General features: G+C 39.8%; 17 protein-coding genes. 11 read left to right on the top strand and 6 right to left on the bottom strand.

Features of this window, described 5'->3' with window-relative positions:
* Positions 1-3: 3 nt before the first annotated feature.
* Genes UNH61_RS13255 through UNH61_RS13240 form a run of 4 tightly spaced genes read right to left on the bottom strand, consistent with a single transcriptional unit; the run spans position 4 to position 2,141 of the window.
* The gene (locus UNH61_RS13255; protein WP_055133799.1) at positions 4-639 is read right to left on the bottom strand and encodes a hypothetical protein; all 636 of its coding nucleotides are present in this window, start codon (positions 637-639) and stop codon (positions 4-6) included.
* Between the two features lie 12 nt (positions 640-651).
* Positions 652-957: a DUF3408 domain-containing protein gene (locus tag UNH61_RS13250; protein ID WP_055133800.1), complete on the bottom strand. Its 306-nt coding sequence runs from the start codon at positions 955-957 to the stop codon at positions 652-654.
* A complete protein-coding gene (locus tag UNH61_RS13245) occupies positions 957-1,361 on the bottom strand; it encodes a DUF3408 domain-containing protein (protein WP_055133801.1) in 405 nt (134 codons plus the stop codon). Before UNH61_RS13245 ends, UNH61_RS13250 begins: the two co-directional genes overlap by 1 nt.
* A 12-nt stretch (positions 1,362-1,373) precedes the next feature.
* Entirely contained in the window at positions 1,374-2,141 is a 768-nt protein-coding gene (locus tag UNH61_RS13240; protein ID WP_055133802.1) for a ParA family protein, read from the bottom strand.
* Positions 2,142-2,840: 699 nt separating this feature from the next.
* Here UNH61_RS13240 and mobA point away from each other — a divergent pair.
* The 6 genes from mobA (at position 2,841) to UNH61_RS13210 (ending at position 9,890) form a co-directional block, all read left to right on the top strand.
* Positions 2,841-3,278, top strand: coding sequence for a conjugal transfer protein MobA (gene mobA / locus UNH61_RS13235; protein ID WP_019974888.1), 438 nt, complete (start codon positions 2,841-2,843; stop codon positions 3,276-3,278).
* Between the two features lie 2 nt (positions 3,279-3,280).
* The gene (gene mobB / locus UNH61_RS13230) at positions 3,281-4,567 is read left to right on the top strand and encodes a conjugal transfer protein MobB (RefSeq protein WP_019974887.1); all 1,287 of its coding nucleotides are present in this window, start codon (positions 3,281-3,283) and stop codon (positions 4,565-4,567) included.
* Between the two features lie 99 nt (positions 4,568-4,666).
* Positions 4,667-6,670 carry a conjugal transfer protein MobC gene (gene mobC / locus UNH61_RS13225; protein ID WP_326996167.1) on the top strand — a complete coding sequence of 668 codons (2,004 nt, stop codon included), beginning with the start codon at positions 4,667-4,669 and terminating at the stop codon, positions 6,668-6,670.
* Positions 6,671-6,998: 328 nt separating this feature from the next.
* On the top strand, positions 6,999-8,525 hold the full coding sequence (locus UNH61_RS13220; protein ID WP_275154823.1) for a SulP family inorganic anion transporter: 1,527 nt from the start codon (positions 6,999-7,001) through the stop codon (positions 8,523-8,525).
* A gap of 6 nt (positions 8,526-8,531) precedes the next feature.
* Positions 8,532-8,864: a TraR/DksA C4-type zinc finger protein gene (locus tag UNH61_RS13215; protein WP_019974884.1), complete on the top strand. Its 333-nt coding sequence runs from the start codon at positions 8,532-8,534 to the stop codon at positions 8,862-8,864.
* 204 nt (positions 8,865-9,068) lie between these two features.
* Complete coding sequence (locus UNH61_RS13210) at positions 9,069-9,890, top strand: RteC domain-containing protein (protein WP_019974883.1); 822 nt, start codon at positions 9,069-9,071, stop codon at positions 9,888-9,890.
* Positions 9,891-9,896: 6 nt separating this feature from the next.
* On the opposite strand, the gene UNH61_RS13205 is transcribed toward UNH61_RS13210, so the two are convergent.
* Positions 9,897-15,020 carry an N-6 DNA methylase gene (locus UNH61_RS13205; protein ID WP_339071677.1) on the bottom strand — a complete coding sequence of 1,708 codons (5,124 nt, stop codon included), beginning with the start codon at positions 15,018-15,020 and terminating at the stop codon, positions 9,897-9,899.
* A 274-nt stretch (positions 15,021-15,294) separates the two neighbouring features.
* Complete coding sequence (locus UNH61_RS13200) at positions 15,295-15,732, bottom strand: DUF1896 domain-containing protein (RefSeq protein WP_019974881.1); 438 nt, start codon at positions 15,730-15,732, stop codon at positions 15,295-15,297.
* Positions 15,733-15,957: 225 nt separating this feature from the next.
* On the opposite strand from UNH61_RS13200, the gene UNH61_RS13195 reads away from it, so the two are divergent.
* The 5 genes from UNH61_RS13195 to arsB all read left to right on the top strand — a co-directional run bounded on the left by UNH61_RS13195 (position 15,958) and on the right by arsB (position 19,059).
* Entirely contained in the window at positions 15,958-16,290 is a 333-nt protein-coding gene (locus tag UNH61_RS13195) for a metalloregulator ArsR/SmtB family transcription factor (protein WP_019974880.1), read from the top strand.
* Between the two features lie 70 nt (positions 16,291-16,360).
* Positions 16,361-16,828 carry a DUF6428 family protein gene (locus tag UNH61_RS13190; RefSeq protein ID WP_275154824.1) on the top strand — a complete coding sequence of 156 codons (468 nt, stop codon included), beginning with the start codon at positions 16,361-16,363 and terminating at the stop codon, positions 16,826-16,828.
* Positions 16,829-16,854: 26 nt separating this feature from the next.
* The gene (locus tag UNH61_RS13185) at positions 16,855-17,628 is read left to right on the top strand and encodes a metallophosphoesterase family protein (RefSeq protein WP_275154825.1); all 774 of its coding nucleotides are present in this window, start codon (positions 16,855-16,857) and stop codon (positions 17,626-17,628) included.
* A 17-nt stretch (positions 17,629-17,645) separates the two neighbouring features.
* Positions 17,646-18,023, top strand: a complete 378-nt coding sequence (gene gcvH, locus UNH61_RS13180) for a glycine cleavage system protein GcvH (protein WP_275154826.1) — start codon at positions 17,646-17,648, stop codon at positions 18,021-18,023.
* A gap of 7 nt (positions 18,024-18,030) precedes the next feature.
* Positions 18,031-19,059 carry an ACR3 family arsenite efflux transporter gene (arsB, locus tag UNH61_RS13175; RefSeq protein ID WP_275154827.1) on the top strand — a complete coding sequence of 343 codons (1,029 nt, stop codon included), beginning with the start codon at positions 18,031-18,033 and terminating at the stop codon, positions 19,057-19,059.
* Positions 19,060-19,113: the final 54 nt, after the last annotated feature.

Genomic DNA, 19,113 nt, shown 5'->3' with positions numbered 1-19,113 from the left:
AGTCTATAAAAACTCCCCAATGTCAAAATCACTCAAATCACTTTTCCGCAAAGTTGAAGAACTGTCTTCCGTTTCAGATGAAAGGGTGCTATCCAAAAGCTCGGCTATTCTTCGGGAAGCATCTTCCATAGAATTTTCCAATAGGCTGAATAATTCGGTTCCCTGTATTTTTTGAACTATCGCTATCGCTGTTTCCTTTTGGGCTGGTTCCAATTCTTCTTTTTGGAGCAACACCCCCACGGAGCTTAGTTCTTCAAAGGTAACCCCTTGGGCAAAACCGTCATCGCCACCGGATATTCCGTACCTGTTCCATTCTTCTTCCTCTTCCTCCAAATCAGGCATATTACTGAAAACTTCGTCCAGCTCTTCCTGCGGAATTTGAATACCCACGCTTTCATTTTCGTCGTATTCAATGTCTAAATTATCAGGGTTTATCTCTTGTTCCTCTATTTGGCTTTCATTGGCAGCGTTTGGCACTGAAAGGTTTCTTACAGGCTTGGGCTGGCCCATAATATCAGGTAGGTTCGGATTAACCTTTTCCTGCATTGGCTTATGCTCCGACCTTTTCTTAATGACAATCTTGTCCTGCACCAGCAGGGCAATGACTATGAGCAGGCATATCACAATTACTGTTTCCATAACGTAGGTTTTTTAAAACAAGCCTTTGTACTTTTCCTTGAACTCTTTTGTAATCATATCTTCAAATACTTTAAAATGATGTTCAAGAATATTATTGAGATAGGCAAACAAGGGTATTTTATCATCGCCTATAATCTGGACTATGCGGGTTAAACGCTCGTGATGTTCAGGACTTAGGTATATGCTTTTATTGCCTCTTTTCTGCATTTTATTCATTTGCATAAATGCATTTTCATAGGTTGTTTTAGCTGTATTGCTAACTGTATCGGAGTTGCTGCCGGCTGCAACAGTATTCCTGTTCTTTTTATCTTTCTTCATTATAAAATGGGTTTAAAATGTTCATTGAAATAATCGGTAATATCGTCCCCGTACTCTCTGAAATGATGTTCAAGAATATTGTCAATGTAAGAGTAGAGCGTTGTTCTTTCTTCCCTTGTCAGTTGAACGATGCGGAGCAATCTTTCGTGGTATTCAGGGCGTATGTAAACCACCTTGCCGTTACGCCCCGATGGAAACCGATTGACCAAAAACGTTTCCTCATAGTCCGCTTTCTTTGATGAACTGTTACGGACTTTTTCCCTGGGCTTTGTTTCCTTTGGTACATCCTGCTTTTTGTTATTGCTCGGTGGAGCAACAGGCTCATCGCCGCTTATGACGTTCATAAGGTATTCCTCATCAACATTGGGCTTTTCAAAATCGTTGTTTTTGTTATCTGAAGCCATACTTTACTATTTTTATAGATGAGTGATTTTTAAAAATTCCTCGACAAACAAATCCATTTTAGTTGCTTTCATTAACTGTGGTTCGGCAGGCAGCAAACTTGACCGGAATACATAACTACCTGTATCGTCTGTTTCCTTTCGGAAACGCTTGCTATCCATTATTCTTGTTTCCATTATAGGCAGGTTGAGTTCTTTGATGACACTTTGATACGCATCATACAAACCTGTTTTTTCCCTGCCGTCCACTTGGTTCCAAAATAGCCACATCTCTTGTTCGGGATTGCCCTCGTCCGTTTGGGGAAGTCCGAGAAAGGCTTTGGTAAAGCCCAATGTACTTTCCACTACCAAACGGTCGGCAGTAATGGGCGAAAAGATGAAGTCCATTTTTTTTAAGGTAGTCAGTACGCCTTTGGTATTGGCTGTTCCCGGCAGGTCGAAGAAAATAACATCCGGTACAACCACCGACTGGCTTCTGTATTCCGATGCTTTCTCCAAAGCTGTTTCAGCTTTGCATTTAATAATCGGGTACGCTTTTTTGTTGATGGCTTGAAACTGCTTCATTGCCGCCTTTTTATGGTAGTCGTTCTGCATTATGGTTCTCTTATCCCGTTCACGCATATTGGTCAGGCTGTGTTGCGGAAAGTCGCAGTCCATCACCAGCACATTAAAACCTAAACGGTAGTGAAGCACACTTGCCAGCAAAGTGGTCATTGTAGATTTTCCCACACCGCCTTTTTGGGTGGAGAAGCTGATTTTTAAAGTTTTCTTTGTTGTTTCCATTATTTAAAAATTTATTGTTACACACTTTATTTGTTTTGCAGGATTGAATATTGGTTTATCTGATTATTACCTCATTCCTATATTCCTGCATTCCCTTTTGGGTACTTTCCTGCACAGGTATCTGCTTTCATTTTTGCCTTGTCAGGTACATTCTTTGGTAAGTGGCAAACCTTGCAACAGGTAAATTGCTTTACCGCTTTTATGCTTTTACACTTTTATTGTTTTATGCTTTTAAAACCCTATGCTTTTATTCCAAACCGCTTGTTTGCAAACTTGATTTTCTTCTCTGTTTAGATACATTTTTTACTACCTGCACTAAAATTATACGGCAAATAAAGCGATTGATTTGCCCGCTGATTGCGGTGTGGCAGTGTTTGGCGTTCAAAGGCAGTGTTTGGCACTGCTATACAATACAATGCTTTCGTAAACAGGGCTTTACTTTGTACAATGATTTTTATTAATGGATTTATGCAAAATTCTTTTGACAAATCGGAGGGTAACGGGAACGGCATCGAGCCGTTTTTCCCTGTTACATTTAATCCGTCCCGCAGGGCGGATTTTTGTGTTCAACGGAACACGGCAAGTTGTGTTTTGAGGCACTCGAAACCGAGTTAGTGCCTCAAAACAACTTGCCCTTAGCAGGGGGCAGAAAACGCTCTCCGAAGTCGAGGTTTTGTGTGGATTAAAAATGGATTAGTGATGAACGAGAACAGTAACAAAAAACAGAATAAGGGCGGGCGGATACCGAAAACCGACCCAAGCATCCACCGCCACGTTTTCCGTCTTACAGACGGAGAAAATGCCAAACTTTTATCGCTTTTTGAAGCATCGGGAATGCCCAATAAAGCGAAGTTTATCATTTCCCTACTGTTCAATAAGGAAATGAAATCGGTTAAGATTGACAAAGGAACGGTTGATTTTTATATGCGGTTGACCTCGTTTCATAGCCAGTTTCGTTCCGTAGGCGTGAATTATAATCAGGTTGTAAAGCTGCTGTACAAACATTTTTCCGAGAAAAAAGCCGCAGCGTTCCTTTACAAATTGGAAAAACAAACGGCTGAAATGGCAATGCTATGCCAAAAAATCATTCTGATAAGTGAGGAATTTGAAGCAAAACATCTGAAAAAACAGCCTTAGAAATGATAGCGAAAATCGGCAGAAGCGGAAATTTATACGGAGCATTGGCGTACAATCAGCTTAAAGTGGAGAATGAAAACGGAAAAATTTTGTTTGCCCATAAGATGATTGAAACCGCTAACGGTCATTATTCCGTTGCACAATTAGCACAATCTTTTGCTCCTTACCTGATTGCCAACCGCAATACGGAAAAGCATACGTTGCATATTTCGCTCAATCCCGACCCGAAAGATAAGGTTAGCGATGACAGGTTTCGGCAAATGGCGGAAGAATATATGCGGGAAATGGGTTACGGCGAACAGCCTTTTGTAGTCTTTAAGCATACCGATATTGACCGTTCGCATATTCATATCGTATCGGTTTGTGTGGACGAGAATGGTAAAAAAATCTCTGACAAGTTTGAAAAAATGCGGTCGATGAATGTGTGCCGTGAACTCGAAAGGAAACACGAATTGATACCCGCAACCGATAAAGAACACAAGCAGAACGACAAGGTTTTCCGTCCGGTAGATTACAAAGCAGGCGATATAAAAAGTCAAATTGCTTCAGTAGTCCGCCACTTGCCGAATTATTATAAGTTTCAGACTTTGGGCGAATACAATGCCTTGCTTTCCCTGTTTAATGTTACCACCGAAAAAGTGGAGGGCGAATTGCAGGGACAGCTACGGCAGGGTTTACTGTACATTCCTTTAAATGAAAAAGGCGAAAGAGCCGGGCATCCTTTCAAGGCTTCGTTGTTTGGTAAAAATGCAGGGCTTCCGGCTTTGGAATTGCATTTTGCAAAATGCAAAGAGAATTTAAAAGACCACCCGACAAAACCTACCATTAAAGCTGCCGTTACTATTGCCCTGCAAACCACAAGTGATGAGCAGGCTTTTAAAAAACAGTTAGGCGAACAGGGCATTAATGTAGTGGTACGCAGGAATGATACAGGGCGTATTTATGGTATCACATTTATTGACCATAATTCCAAAGCGGTTTGGAACGGTTCACGTTTAGGAACAGAACTTTCTGCCAATACCTTTAATGATTATTGGAACAATAACATCAAACCCGATATTAAAGAACCTGCCGTACAACCACCAAAAATATCCACATCAAATAATGCGGATCTTCCTGCGGAAGAACCACACCATTTGTTCGACTTCTTAACTACGGACAAACACGAAGATGGTTTGATTGAAGCATTGGGAGGTTTACTGCCCGAAGCACAGGGCGAAGATTACGAGGAACAGGATTTTGCCAACAAAATGAAGAAGAAACGTAAACGCAAAATAGGTCAGCAATAGTATTCAGCCAAACACAGCCACGCACCGCCATTGACTGCCACATTCTTATAGCCACTATGTAGAGCCTTTAAATTCACGCCCGAACATTAAAACTAAAAAATAATGCAGGGAGAAGACGATTTAAGAGGTTTAGCCAAAATAATGGCTTTTATGAGGGCAGTAAGTATTCTTTTGGTACTGATGCACCTTTATTGGTTCTGCTACGGTTTCTTTATGGAATGTGGCTGGACATTGGAAATAATCAACAAAATATTAGGCAACTTCGATAGAACAGCAGGTTTATTTTCACATACCTTATATACTAAAGCCTTTGCTTTGGTATTGCTTGCTTTAAGTTGTTTAGGAACGAAAGGCGTAAAGAATGAGAAGATAACCTGGTCTAAAATTTACGTGGCTTTGGGCGTTGGTTTTGTGCTTTTCTTTCTGAACACACTGTTGTTAAAACTATCTCCGGTAATAGGCACATTTCTGTATATTCTTACTATCTCATTAGGTTATATCGCTTTGCTGATGGCAGGTGTATGGATGAGCCGATTGCTTCGTACCAACCTGATGGACGATGTTTTCAATAATGAAAACGAGAGCTTTCAGCAAGAAACCAAGCTGATGGAAAACGAGTATTCCGTTAACCTGCCCACAAAGTTTTATTACAAAGGAAAATGGAACAATGGCTGGATTAACGTAGTCAATGTTTTCAGGGCATCAATTGTGCTGGGCACGCCTGGTTCGGGGAAGAGCTATGCAATTGTAAACAACTATATAAAGCAACAGATTGAGAAAGGCTTTGCAATGTACATCTACGATTTCAAGTTTGACGACCTTTCTACCATTGCCTACAATCATTTATTGAAGCACCAAGATAAGTACAAAGTTCAACCAAAATTCTATGTGATAAATTTCGATGACCCACGCAAGAGCCACCGTTGTAATCCTTTGAACCCAGACTTTATGACGGACATTTCGGATGCTTATGAAGCGGCTTATACCATAATGCTGAACCTCAATCGAAGCTGGATACAGAAGCAAGGGGATTTTTTCGTGGAAAGCCCAATTATCCTATTAGCTGCCATTATTTGGTATCTGAAAATCTATGAGGACGGTAAATATTGTACCTTCCCACACGCCATTGAATTGCTTAACAAAAAGTATTCGGACGTATTTACGATTTTAACTTCCTATCCCGATTTGGAAAATTATTTGTCGCCTTTTATGGATGCGTGGCAATCCGGAGCGCAAGACCAATTGCAGGGACAGATTGCATCGGCAAAAATTCCTTTGTCAAGAATGATTAGCCCACAGTTGTATTGGGTTATGACTGGCGATGACTTTACGCTCGACATCAATAACCCCAAAGAGCCTAAAATTTTGTGCGTTGGTAATAATCCCGACCGTCAAAATATCTACTCCGCAGCTTTGGGCTTGTACAATTCGAGAATTGTTAAGCTCATCAACAAAAAAGGGCAATTAAAGAGTTCCGTAATCATAGATGAGTTGCCAACAATTTATTTTAGAGGACTGGACAATCTCATCGCAACTGCGAGAAGTAATAAGGTGGCTGTGTGTTTGGGCTTTCAGGATTTTTCGCAATTAACAAGGGATTACGGCGACAAAGAGAGCAAAGTAATTCAAAATACAGTAGGTAATATATTCAGTGGTCAGGTGGTTGGCGAAACGGCAAAGAGCCTTTCGGAACGTTTCGGAAAAGTATTGCAGAAACGCCAAAGTATGACGATTAACAGGAATGATAAATCTACTTCTATCTCCACACAGTTAGACAGCCTTATTCCGGCTTCTAAAATCTCAACACTTACACAAGGAATGTTTGTGGGTTCAGTTTCGGACAATTTTGATGAACGTATTGAGCAAAAAATATTTCACGCTGAAATTGTTGTGGACAATGAAAAAGTTGCCGCAGAAACTAAAGTATATCAGAAGATACCGGAAATCCTATCATTTGTTAATGAACACGGAGAAGATAAAATGAAACAGCAAATTGAAAGCAATTACCGTCAGATAAAAATAGACATTGTAAATATTATTGAAAGCGAAATGGAGCGTATCAAAAATGACCCAAACTTGCAACATTTGGTGCAACAAGGGTAATATGAAAAAAGAGCTGTTTCGTAAGTATTCTCTTTCGGATTCTGATTGAATTTTAATTTATCAGAAAGAAAAGAAAATAGTACGGTTACGTTTTTTTTTGAAGAAAGGGTTAGATAAAGAGCATTTATAGTTATTGTAGATGTAAAAAAATAACCGTAGTTTTGCAAACTTAATGAAAAGAACAACACAAATATCTTCTCAAGTTACTCCGCCTTGATAGGCGGTTAGCAGTTCTTTTTCCCAATTTAATTTATTGGTCGCTTTGTCGCATCCGAAAGTTTCACTTTCGGCTCATTGCCTTTTCAACAATTTTAATTCTATATATATTATGCAAAAAATCATTAATTTGTTTGATTTCAAACAAAAGGTAGATTACAAAACAGAAGTGTTATCAGGTATTACCGTAGCCTTGGCATTGGTTCCTGAAGCGGTAGCATTTGCTTTAATTGCAGGACTTTCTCCATTAGTTGGTTTATATGCCGCCTTTATGATGGGGCTGGTTACTTCTATATTAGGCGGTCGTCCCGGAATGATTTCAGGAGCAACAGGTGCAATCGCAGTTGTCATCGTGGCTTTAGCAAAAACCCACGGTGTAGAGTACGTCTTTGCCACCGTTATCCTTGCTGGTCTTATTCAGATGTTAGCGGGATTTCTAAAATTAGGAAAGCTCATTCGATTAGTGCCACATCCTGTTATTTTTGGTTTTGTGAACGGTTTAGCGATTATCATTTTTATGTCGCAGCTCGACCAGTTTAAAGACGCTTCCGGCAATTGGCTTACTGGTTCGAATATGTATATCCTTTTGGGCTTAGTAGCTCTAACAATGCTTATCATCTGGGGTTTGCCAAAATTAACCAAAGCTATTCCGGCATCTCTAACTGCTATTTTGGTTGTATTTGGACTGGTGTATTTTCTTAAATTAGACACTAAAACCGTTGGCGATATTGCGTCAATAAAAGGTGGTTTTCCCCCGTTTCATATTCCTTCTATTCCTTTTAATTTAGAAACACTTCAAATCATTTTTCCTTATGCCGCAATAGTTGCGGGTGTGGGACTGATTGAAAGTTTGCTTACGTTAAATATCATAGATGAAATTACTGAAACAAGAGGCTATAGTAATAGAGAAGCTGTGGCACAAGGAACCGCTAATATTTTATCTGGTTTCTTTTCAGGAATGGGCGGTTGTGCTATGCTTGGTCAGAGTTTAATCAATATTTCCAGTGGTGCAAGGGCACGGTTGTCAGGAATTATCGCTTCTGTGGCTTTGTTAATTTTTATTATGTTTGGCAGTGGTCTGATAGAAAAAGTGCCTATGGCAGCTCTTACAGGTTTGATGATAATGGTAGCTATCGGTACGTTTGAATGGGCAAGTATTCGCATCATCAATAAAATGCCACGACACGATATTTTCGTTGGTATGCTGGTCGCTCTGATTACGGTTGTTTTACATAATCTCGCATTAGCCGTATTAATCGGTGTTATCATTTCCGCATTAGTGTTTGCTTGGGAAAGTGCAAAACGTATTCGTGCCAGAAAATATGTTGACGAAACAGGAATAAAGCATTATGAAATTTTCGGACCGCTTTTCTTTGGTTCTACAACAGCCTTTACTGAAAAATTCGATATCCTTAATGACCCCGAAGAAGTCATTATTGATTTCAAAGAAAGTAAAGTGGTGGATATGTCTGCTATTGAAGCACTTAATGTACTGACACATCGCTACGCTAAACAAAACAAAAAAATCCATTTGCGTCATTTAAGTCAGGACTGTAGACAATTATTGAAAAATGCTGAAAGTGTTATCGAAATAAATATTATTGAAGACCCCACTTACAAAGTGATGTTGGATAAATAATTTCTTATGACACAGGAAGAAAAAGCAGAATTGCAAACTGCAATCGAGCAAAAAATAGCCAAAACTAAAAAAGACATTGCGGACTACAAGGAAATGACCAAACCTGTAGCCCCCGATGTTGCTATTGGAAGAATTAGTAGAATGGATGCCATTAACAATAAAAGTGTGTTGGAAGCCAGTTTACGTGAAGCTGAAAGCAAATTGATAAGATTAAAAAATGCTTTACAAAAAATCAATGATGAGAGCTTTGGTATCTGTATTAAATGCCATCACCCCATTCCTTATAAACGTATGCTCATTATCCCTGACAGCGTAAAATGTGTGGGTTGTTTTCAATAGAAACTATAGTGAAACAATATCAACTTAAAGCAAGAATACAATTTACTGGAGTAATCGTAATTCCAAAAGTGCAGTTCGTGAATGCTTTGTATGATATTAGTAAATGCTTGAACATTCTCTATTTCTATAAACTGGATGATGCCTAAATATAATAACAAATTTAGGCTTCTCCATTTATAACTCAAACATCAAGAAGTAAACTGAATGGATAAATATTACAATGAAACGATAAAGAAACTGGAAACATCAATCAACGAATTAGAGATTGAAGCCGATTATTCTATTGAACGGATAGAAGCGATTATAGATATCATCCTTAAAAGCTTGTCTAAAATAAAGGAATATGTTTTAAATAGAGGGTTTAAAAATATTGATGAGGAAATACATTTTTTCAAATATCAGAAACCTGCTATCGTTTCAAAACTAATTTATTATAATGCTATTTATAAAATCGAAACAAAGAAGCCATACGGTACAAAACCGAACAGGAAATATCTAAACGAAGAATTGAAAAAGCTTAAAAGGTATTTTGACAACAACCTTGAATTTTATAAATATTACCGGACGAATAACTCATTTATTGATGATAAGCTATTTGTACGGGGCAAACACGATATAAAATTGAGCTTGGATACTGTGTTTTTTGAAACCGACCATCGATTTTCTACTTCCCACGATTATAAAGCGGCAAAGATTATCGCCAACGACCTCATACAAGTTTATATCGAAGACCAACTAAACAATAACAATCAGAAGAAACCGTCTAACAGTTTTACTTTAAATTGGATAGAAAGCAAAACAGCATTAACCGAGTTAATTTACTCACTCCATTCGCAGGGTGCATTTGGCAATGCAGATATAATAGCCATCGCCAAAACATTTGAAAGCACATTCAATATCAGTTTAGGCGACTTTTATCATACGTTTATGGAACTTAAATCCCGAAAAATAAACCGCACCAAATTCCTTGACAGCCTTAAAGAAAGCCTGCTTAAAAAAATGGACGAAGAGGACGAAATACAATAAGTATTCTTACAATACCCCACGAGGTAAATGAATACCTTTAGTCCGTACAATATTCTCCGAAATATTGGAAGTTTGTTTTTCGGTTTGTTCCGCAGGTTCTTCTTTAGTTTCCGGCGTAATAGATAACTGTATCTTCCGTTCAATGCCAGCCAGTTCCGTTTTGAGTTCGCTCAACCGGCTTTCCTTAGACCAAGTACCATTGACAACTTCCTGGAGAACAGGTAAGTCTTTTTTTATTTCTATAATTTTCTTTTGTTCCTGCTCGATGTAGCTGGGCAATTTCTCCAGTGCATTAAGGAAATTTACAGCAGCCAGCTTTTCATCTTTAGCGATTAAACCGTTGTTGTAGGTATATTTGATATTGCCCTCGCCTTGTACCAAAAATCGGTTTACCCGTATATCCACGCCCTCCTTTTCGGACATTTCGGTTTTTACCAACAGCGTAAATCCGTACAAACTACCGATTTCTTCATACTGACCTCCGGTGCGGGCTTTGTCCGAAAGCTGGTTGAGCTTTGCACCGATTTGTTTAATATCCGCATTGTGCGGTAAACCGTCCAACTGTACAGGATTTGCAATTGTGCCATCCGAACGCTTTTGTATGCGTTGCTGTAAGTTTCCCCAATCAAGGCTCATTCTGTTTAATCGGGATTGCGTACTATCCAGCAATTCCGTAAAGTCTTGCAGCTTGTATTTGGCACTGAACTTGGAACGGTTAAACGCCTGTTTTTCGCTTTCCAATCCTGCAATCTGTTTTTCTAACTTGGCTTTATCCAACAGGTCTGTATTTCCCGACAGGATAGCCACATATTCCGAAAAGTTCATTCCCGATTTTTCGTCCATACTGCCCTCGTCAATAGTCCGTTTGCCGAGATTGTTATTTTTTAATTGGTCTATAAATAGCTGTTTATTATACAACAGGTTGAACTTGTAGCTATCCAATGATTTTTCTACGGCATAAATAATCACATCTACTTTGTTGTCGGCAAAGAACTTGGCAATCTCATTGCCTTTTCGGACTGCCCGACCGTCCCTTTGGGCAAGGTCACTCGGTCGCCACGGCGTATCCAGATGATGAACCGCAACGGCTCTTTTCTGTGCATTCACACCTGTACCCAACATACTTGTAGAACCGAACAACACCCTGATTTTTCCCTCGTTCATACCTTTGATAAGCTCCTTACGTTGCTTATCATTTTTAGCCTCCTGTATAAACCGGACTTCGTGTGCAGGTATGCCGTGGTCTTCCACGAGCTTGCGTTTGATTTCGGAGTACACATTCCATTCGCCCGGCTTGTAGGTTCCCAAATCGGAGAAAACGAATTGCGTTCCTTTCTGTGCATTGTATTGGTTGTAATACTTGGCAATGTTTGCCGCACAATGCGAAGCCTTATTATCGGGGTGGTCTTCGTACATACCGCTTACCATACGCATATCGAGCGACATCTTACGGGCGTAGTCCGTTGCGATAAGCATCTTTGCTTTTTCTTCCGATGGAGATAAAGGTGCTCTTCCCAACAAAGTGGCATCTCCCGATTTGGCGAATTGCATCAGACTTTGGATAAACGCTTCCTGGTCAGGTGTGGCCGATATGTTATAAAGAACCTCGTTCTTGTTGGGGCGGTCAATTCCTATATCTTTTGCCGTTCGGTAATCTGTGATTTCCGAGTAGAATTGTGCCAGCTCCGGCACTTTGATAAAGTATCGGAAACGTTCTTTTGCTACAATGTTGTTAGCAACAGAAAATTCATAATCGGTCGTTTTCCTTGCATAAATAGCAGCCCACGCATCAAAAGAGTGAATGCCTTGTTTTTCCAATGCTCTTGGTCGCAGGTACTTAAAAAGTAGGTACAGTTCCGTTAGTGAGTTGCTTATGGTCGTTCCCGAAAGGAAAGTTGCTCCCATATCCGCATTGATGCGTTCCTGAATGGTACGGATAGCAAAGAGCAGGTTCAATGCCTTTTGGCTGCCGTCCACATTGCCCAATCCGGCAACCCTTGTATGCCTTGTGTTGAACATCAGGTTTTTGAATTGGTGGCTTTCGTCCACAAACAAATGGTCAATGCCCATCATCTTAAAATCCACCACATCATCTTTGCGATTTTCAATATCGTGTTGCAGGGTTTTGAGTTTGACTTCGAGGTTTTCTTTCCGCTTGATTACTCCGGCAAGCATACCTCTGGTAACTTCCTTGCCTTGCGATTCCAGTGCATCGAGGTTTCGCTCTACGCTGTCCAATTCTATTTCGAGTATTTCCTTTTGTATTTCGGGCGATTGTGGTATCATTCCGAATTGGTCGTGTGTGAGGATTACACAATCCCAATCGTTATTTTTAATATCCCCGAAAATTCGCAGGCGTTTTTGGGGCGTAAAATCTTCTTTGCCCGGAAACAGGATTTTAGCGTGTGGATAGGCAGTGCGGTAGGCTTCGGCAATTTCGTGAACATTGCTTTTCAGCCCGATAATCATCGGTTTGTGTGCCAATCCCAAACGTTTCATTTCCTGTGCTGCCGTACACATTACCAACGTTTTTCCTGCACCTACTTCGTGGTCGCAGATAGCACCGCCGTTTAGCTTAATCATCCAAACCGTGTCCTTTTGGCTTGAATACAGGTCTTCAATGCCCAATGCCTTACGGTCTAAGCCCGGAAAGTCCTGATGGCTTCCGTCATAGTTAGGTCGGACGAAGCAGTTAAAGGTATCGTTGTATTGGTCGGTCAGCCTACTTTTAAACTCATCGTTTTGGGCGTGCAGCCAATCGGTAAAGGCGGTACGGATTTCGTCAATCTTGGTATTCGCCATTTGTATGGCTTCCATATCCCGTACTTTGACCTCTTGGTCGCCAACCGTAATTTTTTTGGTAATATCAGGCGTAGTATTGACAAGGGCGTGTTTGAGCAGGGCAACCCCGTCAAACGTCCGGCTTTCTGCTTTGACAGCGTATTTCTCCCATATATGCAAATTCTTACGGTCACACTTTACGGAAAAGTCATCGGAGCTTTCAGAATAATGAACGAGTACATCTGTATCAAAAAGATGTGAAGCAAATCGGGCGTAAATGCCTGTGGGTATCCAGCGTTCGCCCAAATTAAAATCGAGTTCCTCAAACTCAATTCGTCTTGGGCGGGCTTCTTCCAAAACCGTAAGGCTTGTTTTGGCTTCGCTGTCATCGGGATTGCGTTCGAGGTAGGTTCGTACCTCTTCGGCTTTCTCCACTACGTTACCTGCAATCCACCGTTCGGATATTTCGTATTCCTTTTGCAGAGGATTGTAGTAAATACGACCGTGTAAGGCTTCTTTCAAAGCATCATCGGTAATACCGCTGATTTCGGACATATAGTCCAAATCCACGCTTCCGTATTTGTTCAGTGAAGCCGCTAATGCTTCTTCGGGATTATCCGTTGCTATGGTTATGGTAGAAAAACTAACAGGTCTGCTGAATATATCGGCTTTGTGTACAACACCCCCAATAACACGTTCCAAATAAGGAATTTCCTTACCGGAACTATCCGTTTTAATGAGCTTGATATTATCGGCACTGTTGAGGTTGCCGTATCTTTTAACAAAGGCATCGTATAAACGGTTAAGGTTTTCCCTTTCTTCTTTGTGTTCGGTCTGAAGCTCTGCTTCGTTAGTGTAAAGCTGTTGGTAAATATCACGCACCTCGATATACGCTTCGGCTCTTGCTTTCTGTAAGGTCGGTAATTGCAAAGGGTGGAAAACTGCCGTACCGTCTGATGTATCTACATCTTGCAGATGACCGACCCAACCATTATCCACGACAAGGCTATCGTTACGGTGGAACGGATGCAGTTTGCCACTATACATAGCAGGTTCGGGAATGGTGTCGGGAACGGCTGGCTTATCAGCTTGGCCATTCCCGTTGATACCCGAAAACAGGTCGCCGATGGCTTCCTGTTTTTTGCCATTGGTAGATGGGCTTCCGTTGGCAGTTCTATTGGTAATCGGAGGTGTATAAGGTTGCTGTATCGCACTACTGAACAGGTCAGGTTGGCGACCCATTGCACCTCTTCTTTTATTGGTGCTTTGCCTTTTAACTTGTGTCGTTCTTTTGGGCGGAGCAACAACCATTACAGGTTCGTCCGCATTTTCAAACAGGTCGAAAATGCTTAATTGTTTTAATTCCTGCGGGCTTTCCCGATTGATTGATAAAGGTTGTATTTCCGCCTGAATGGTTACAGGTTCGACAATTGGAGGTGTTACCTTTGGAGTAGCTGGAATTTGTATTACAGGCTCATCGTTCCGTTCGCCTCTATATAAACTCAAATTCAGATGTTTTCCAAAATCTTCGGAAAGCATTTGTTTGAGGTCTTTGGCAATTCCGTTAACGCCGTCTTTATGAATATAGATGAGTGCAGGTTGTCCGTAAGGGTCGGTATCTAATTTTCTATCGGTATGCACAATTCTTGTGCTGTCCTGAAAGAGTGCATTGCCCGGAGCATTGTATTCTGTTTGCCTGCTTTGGCAAAACAGATCTTCCCTTTCGGTCAGACTTTGTTTTGCTGTGTTCTTTTGCAGAATAATCAAATCACTGCCAACCTCCGTTCCTGCATATTCCGTAAACAGGTTGTTGGGTAAGCGGACAGCCGAAACCAAATTATTATCCTGCATCAACGCCCTGCGTATCGGCTCGTTCTTCGGACTATTCAGAATGCCCTGTGAAGTAATGTAAGCCAGCAAACCGCCCTCACGGAGCATATCAGCACCTTTCAAAAAGAAGTAATTGTGTATGCTTCGGGCTGCCTGTACTTTTGCACTGTCCTTGCTTCGGGAATAGGATAAATCAAAGACGGAAGTATCGCCGAACGGTATATTACTGGCGATTACATCAAAGCTGTTTTGTCCCTTTTCGGGGATTTCCTCAAAACCGCTTATACGGATTATGCTTTCGGGATAAAGCTGTTTTAAAATCTTGCCTGTGAGCAAATCCTTTTCATAAGCAGTAACACTGGCTTTTTTATTTTCTGAAAAGGATTGTATGAAAGACCCGATACCTGCGGAGGGTTCGAGGAATTTATCAATGTTCAGACCGCTTTCACGCAAAGTTGCGGAAATCGCATCTATGACCTGTGGCGGTGTATAAAAAGCCGTCAGAACAGAGCTTTTCATACTATCCACATACCTGCGGTATTGCTTTTCGTCTTCTGAATTTTCTTTGAGCAGCTGGTGGAGTTCCTGCGTAATCGGGAAAAGGTCGTGTTCTGTTTTTCTCCAATTATTGATGTCTATTTCGTTCGCTATGGGGTTCAACACGAATTTAAGACCGCCAAATCCGCTGTATTGCATCATTAGCAGTCTTTCGCCTACGGTGGCTTGTCGTTTCTCCTTTTCCAGTTTAAAAGCAATTCGCAGGGCATCAATGTTCTGTTGGAGATGTTGCTTTTTACTGAAGCCCATTTTCCTCTATCCATATTGCGATGGTTCCGGTTATTTCGGTATAGAGCAGGTCAAACTCAAAACCGTATGCGAAATCATAGGTCAGTTCATAGCCGGAGAAAACAGGCTCGCAAACAGAAAACATTTTAAGGGCGAACGGTCGCAGTTCCTCGTCTGCCATTATGGTATCAAACTCATTGCATACCACCTGAAACACGGTATCGAATTTGGAGAAATGCAAGCCCTCAAAAAGTATGTAATTGGCTATTTCGTTGCATTGCTCAATAGCGTTTCCCGAACTAAAAGCCCCCTCGTAGGCATTGGTAGCCCACGAAGAACGTTGCTCAATAAATTTTTGGTCATTTGCTTTTTCGGGGAAGCTGGTGTTTAATAATTCTTGTAATCGTAACCTGAAATACGATAGGTCTTTTTGCTGTGTATCCATACTATAATTTTTGTTTAGAATTTTGCTTGAAGCCTAAAATTATAGCAGTAGATAAGCCCCTTTGAAGAAGTGGCAGGGTTTGGCTTTGAAAGGCAGTGTTTTACTATTTGTAGCTGAAAATCGAAATGAAGATTTGTAAAGAATTGGTATTGGAACATAAATTTTCACAAACTATTTTGTGCTTAAAATTTATTATCGTAATATTGCGATGTAAAAATGTAAACTATGGGACTTACTAAATCAGAAATATTTACAGACCAACAGAATAAGTTGGCTTCTCAGTTTAAGGTTTTGGCACATCCTGCAAGGATTGCCATACTTCAATATATCATCAATCAAGATGCCTGCATCTGTAACGATTTGGTTGAGGAATTAGGGTTGGCACAGGCAACCATTTCACAACATCTAAAGGAATTAAAAAACATTGGTATCGTTCAGGGTACGATTGAGGGAAAATCTGTTTGCTATTGTATTGATGAAAAAGTATGGAATGAAATTCAACAGGAATTTAATGCGTTTTTCAATCAGGAGGTAAAAGTAACCAAGTGCTGTTCATAGCATTTTTTTAATATCCAATATCGTTATATTGCAATATATCATTTAATGTGCCACTTAAAATTCAGTTAATATGAAACTATCAAAAATCAAAGAAATCTTGCCAACATTAGAGAATGTTGAATTTCAGTTAGAGAACGGAACGTTTGTTCCCGAACATTTCCACGTTACCGAAGTGGGACAAATCAATAAGAATTTTATTGATTGTGGCGGAACAATCAGAAATGAAAAAGTTGTCAATTTCCAATTATGGAATGCTAACGATTTTGAACACAGATTAAAGCCAACCAAATTATTAAACATCATCAAACTATCTGAAGAAAAATTAGGGATTGAAGATGCCGAAATAGAAGTAGAATATCAAAGTGATACTATCGGAAAATATGATTTGGATTTCAACGGAAAAATATTCGTACTGAAAAGTAAAACAACGGCTTGTCTTGCTCAGGATGCTTGCGGTATTCCAACAGAGAAACAAAAAGTAAAGCTGTCAGAGCTAAACAGTGCCGCTTGTTGTACACCAAATTCGGGATGTTGTTAATCGTATAATCATAAAAATAAGATAAAATGAAAATTGCATTATTCAGTGACATTCACGCCAATCTACCTGCATTAGAGGCATTTTTTGAAGATGTAGAAAAAAGAAATCCCGACAGTATTTATTGCTTAGGCGATTTGGTAGGCTATAACATTTGGGCAAATGAAGTAGTGAACGAAATCCGTAAAAGGAAAATACCAACCATTGCAGGGAATTATGATTTTGGCATCGGGCGTATGAGCAATGATTGCGGATGTGCTTATAAAACCGATAGTGAAAAAGGCAATGGCAGCGTATCTATTTCCTTTACCAACTCTATTATGAAAGATGAAGAAAGAGCCTATTTGCGTACACTTCCGGCACATATCAAAGTAGAATTTCAGTTGAACGAGGACAAGCTCAATTTACTATTGGTACACGGTAGCCCAAGAAAGATAAACGAATACTTATTTGAAGAAAGGGAAGAAAAAAGTATGCTTAGAATTATGGAACAGGCAGACGCAGACATTATGTGTTTCGGGCATACGCATAAGCCATACCACCGTATTTTAAATTCGGGAATTGACGGACAAAACCATTTCAGACACGCCATCAATATAGGTTCGGTAGGAAAGCCGAAAGACAGCGATGTAAGAGGCGGTTATGTAATACTTACTATCAACGAGCAAAGTTCTGTATTGGATAAAGACAGTATCAGTGTGGAATTTATACGCTTTGATTATGATATTGAAAGAGCAGCAAAAGCAGTAGAGGAAAGCATTTTACCAAACGAATACGCGGAAAATTTAAGGAGAGGTTACTAATCTAAAAATTTATAAAAATGGAATTTCCAACCGATAGAAAGTATTCAAAAGAACATACGTGGATAAGCGTACACGACAACACAGGTACAATAGGCATTACAGAATTTGCACAAATCGAATTGGGCGAAATCGTATATGCAGATTTACCCAATGTTGGATATAGTTTTCAGCAGGATGAAGTATTCGGCTCTGTTGAAGCGGTTAAAACGGTCAGTGATTTATTTATGCCTGTATCGGGTAAAATCATTGAAACGAACCAACGCTTATTAAAAGAACCAACACTAATCAATTCAGAACCTTTTGGAAATGGTTGGCTGATAAAAATTGAAATAAAAGATATTGCAGAATTAGAAAAATTATTGACATCAAACCAATATAAAGAACTTACAAATTAGCCACGCAATGCAACCAAAACTAAAATTCTTAGACAGATACCTTACCTTATGGATATTCCTTGCAATGGCAGTAGGTATAGGATTGGGATATATCTTTCCCGGTATTTCAAAAATTACAAATGCCCTATCCGTAGGCACTACAAACATTCCGTTGGCAATAGGTTTAATATTGATGATGTACCCGCCATTGGCAAAGGTTGATTATTCATTGTTACCTAGGGCATTTAAGGATAAAAAAGTAATCGGTATATCCTTATTGCTGAATTGGGTTATCGGCACGGTACTGATGTTCGGTTTAGCAGTTTTGTTTTTACGGAACGAACCCGATTATATGACAGGCTTAATTCTTATCGGTTTGGCAAGGTGTATTGCAATGGTTATCGTGTGGAGTGATTTAGCTAAAGCTAACAGAGAATATACAGCTATGTTAGTTGCATTAAACAGCATCTTTCAGATACTTTCTTATAGCTTCTTGGTTTGGTTATTCATCAATGTATTACCTGCAAAATTAGGATTAGCCAATTTCAATGTAAGCGTATCAATGAAAGATGTTACCGAAAGCGTATTGATATATTTAGGCATTCCATTCTTGGCAGGTTTTTTAAGCCGTTACTTCCTTGTAAAATCAAAAGGTATAGAATGGTATAACCGGAAATTTGTACCCCGAATATCGCCCATTACATTATATGCTTTACTGTTTACGATAGTATTAATGTTCAGTCTGAAAGGCGATAAAATATTAGAGTTGCCAATGGATGTAATAAAAGTAGCCATACCGCTAATCATCTATTTTGTACTGATGTTTTTTGTGAGCTTCTTTATCAATAAATCCCTTAAAGTTCCTTACGATAAAAACGCATCCATCGCATTTACAGCCACAGGAAACAATTTTGAATTGGCAATAGCCGTAGCAATAGCGGTTTTCGGTATTCATTCGCCACAGGCATTTGTGGGCGTTATCGGCCCACTGGTGGAAGTTCCGGTACTCATATTATTGGTAAGGGCAAGTTTATGGCTAAAGAAAAAATATTATTGAAGTTAATTTAAGAACGTACAAGAGCATTTTGAAGCATCAAAAAACTAAAAGAAA

Source organism: Chitinophaga sp. 180180018-3 (genome assembly GCF_037893185.1).
Lineage (GTDB): Bacteria > Bacteroidota > Bacteroidia > Chitinophagales > Chitinophagaceae > Chitinophaga.
Note: the sequence above shows the minus strand (reverse complement) of the source record. Positions and strands in the feature narration are given on the sequence as shown.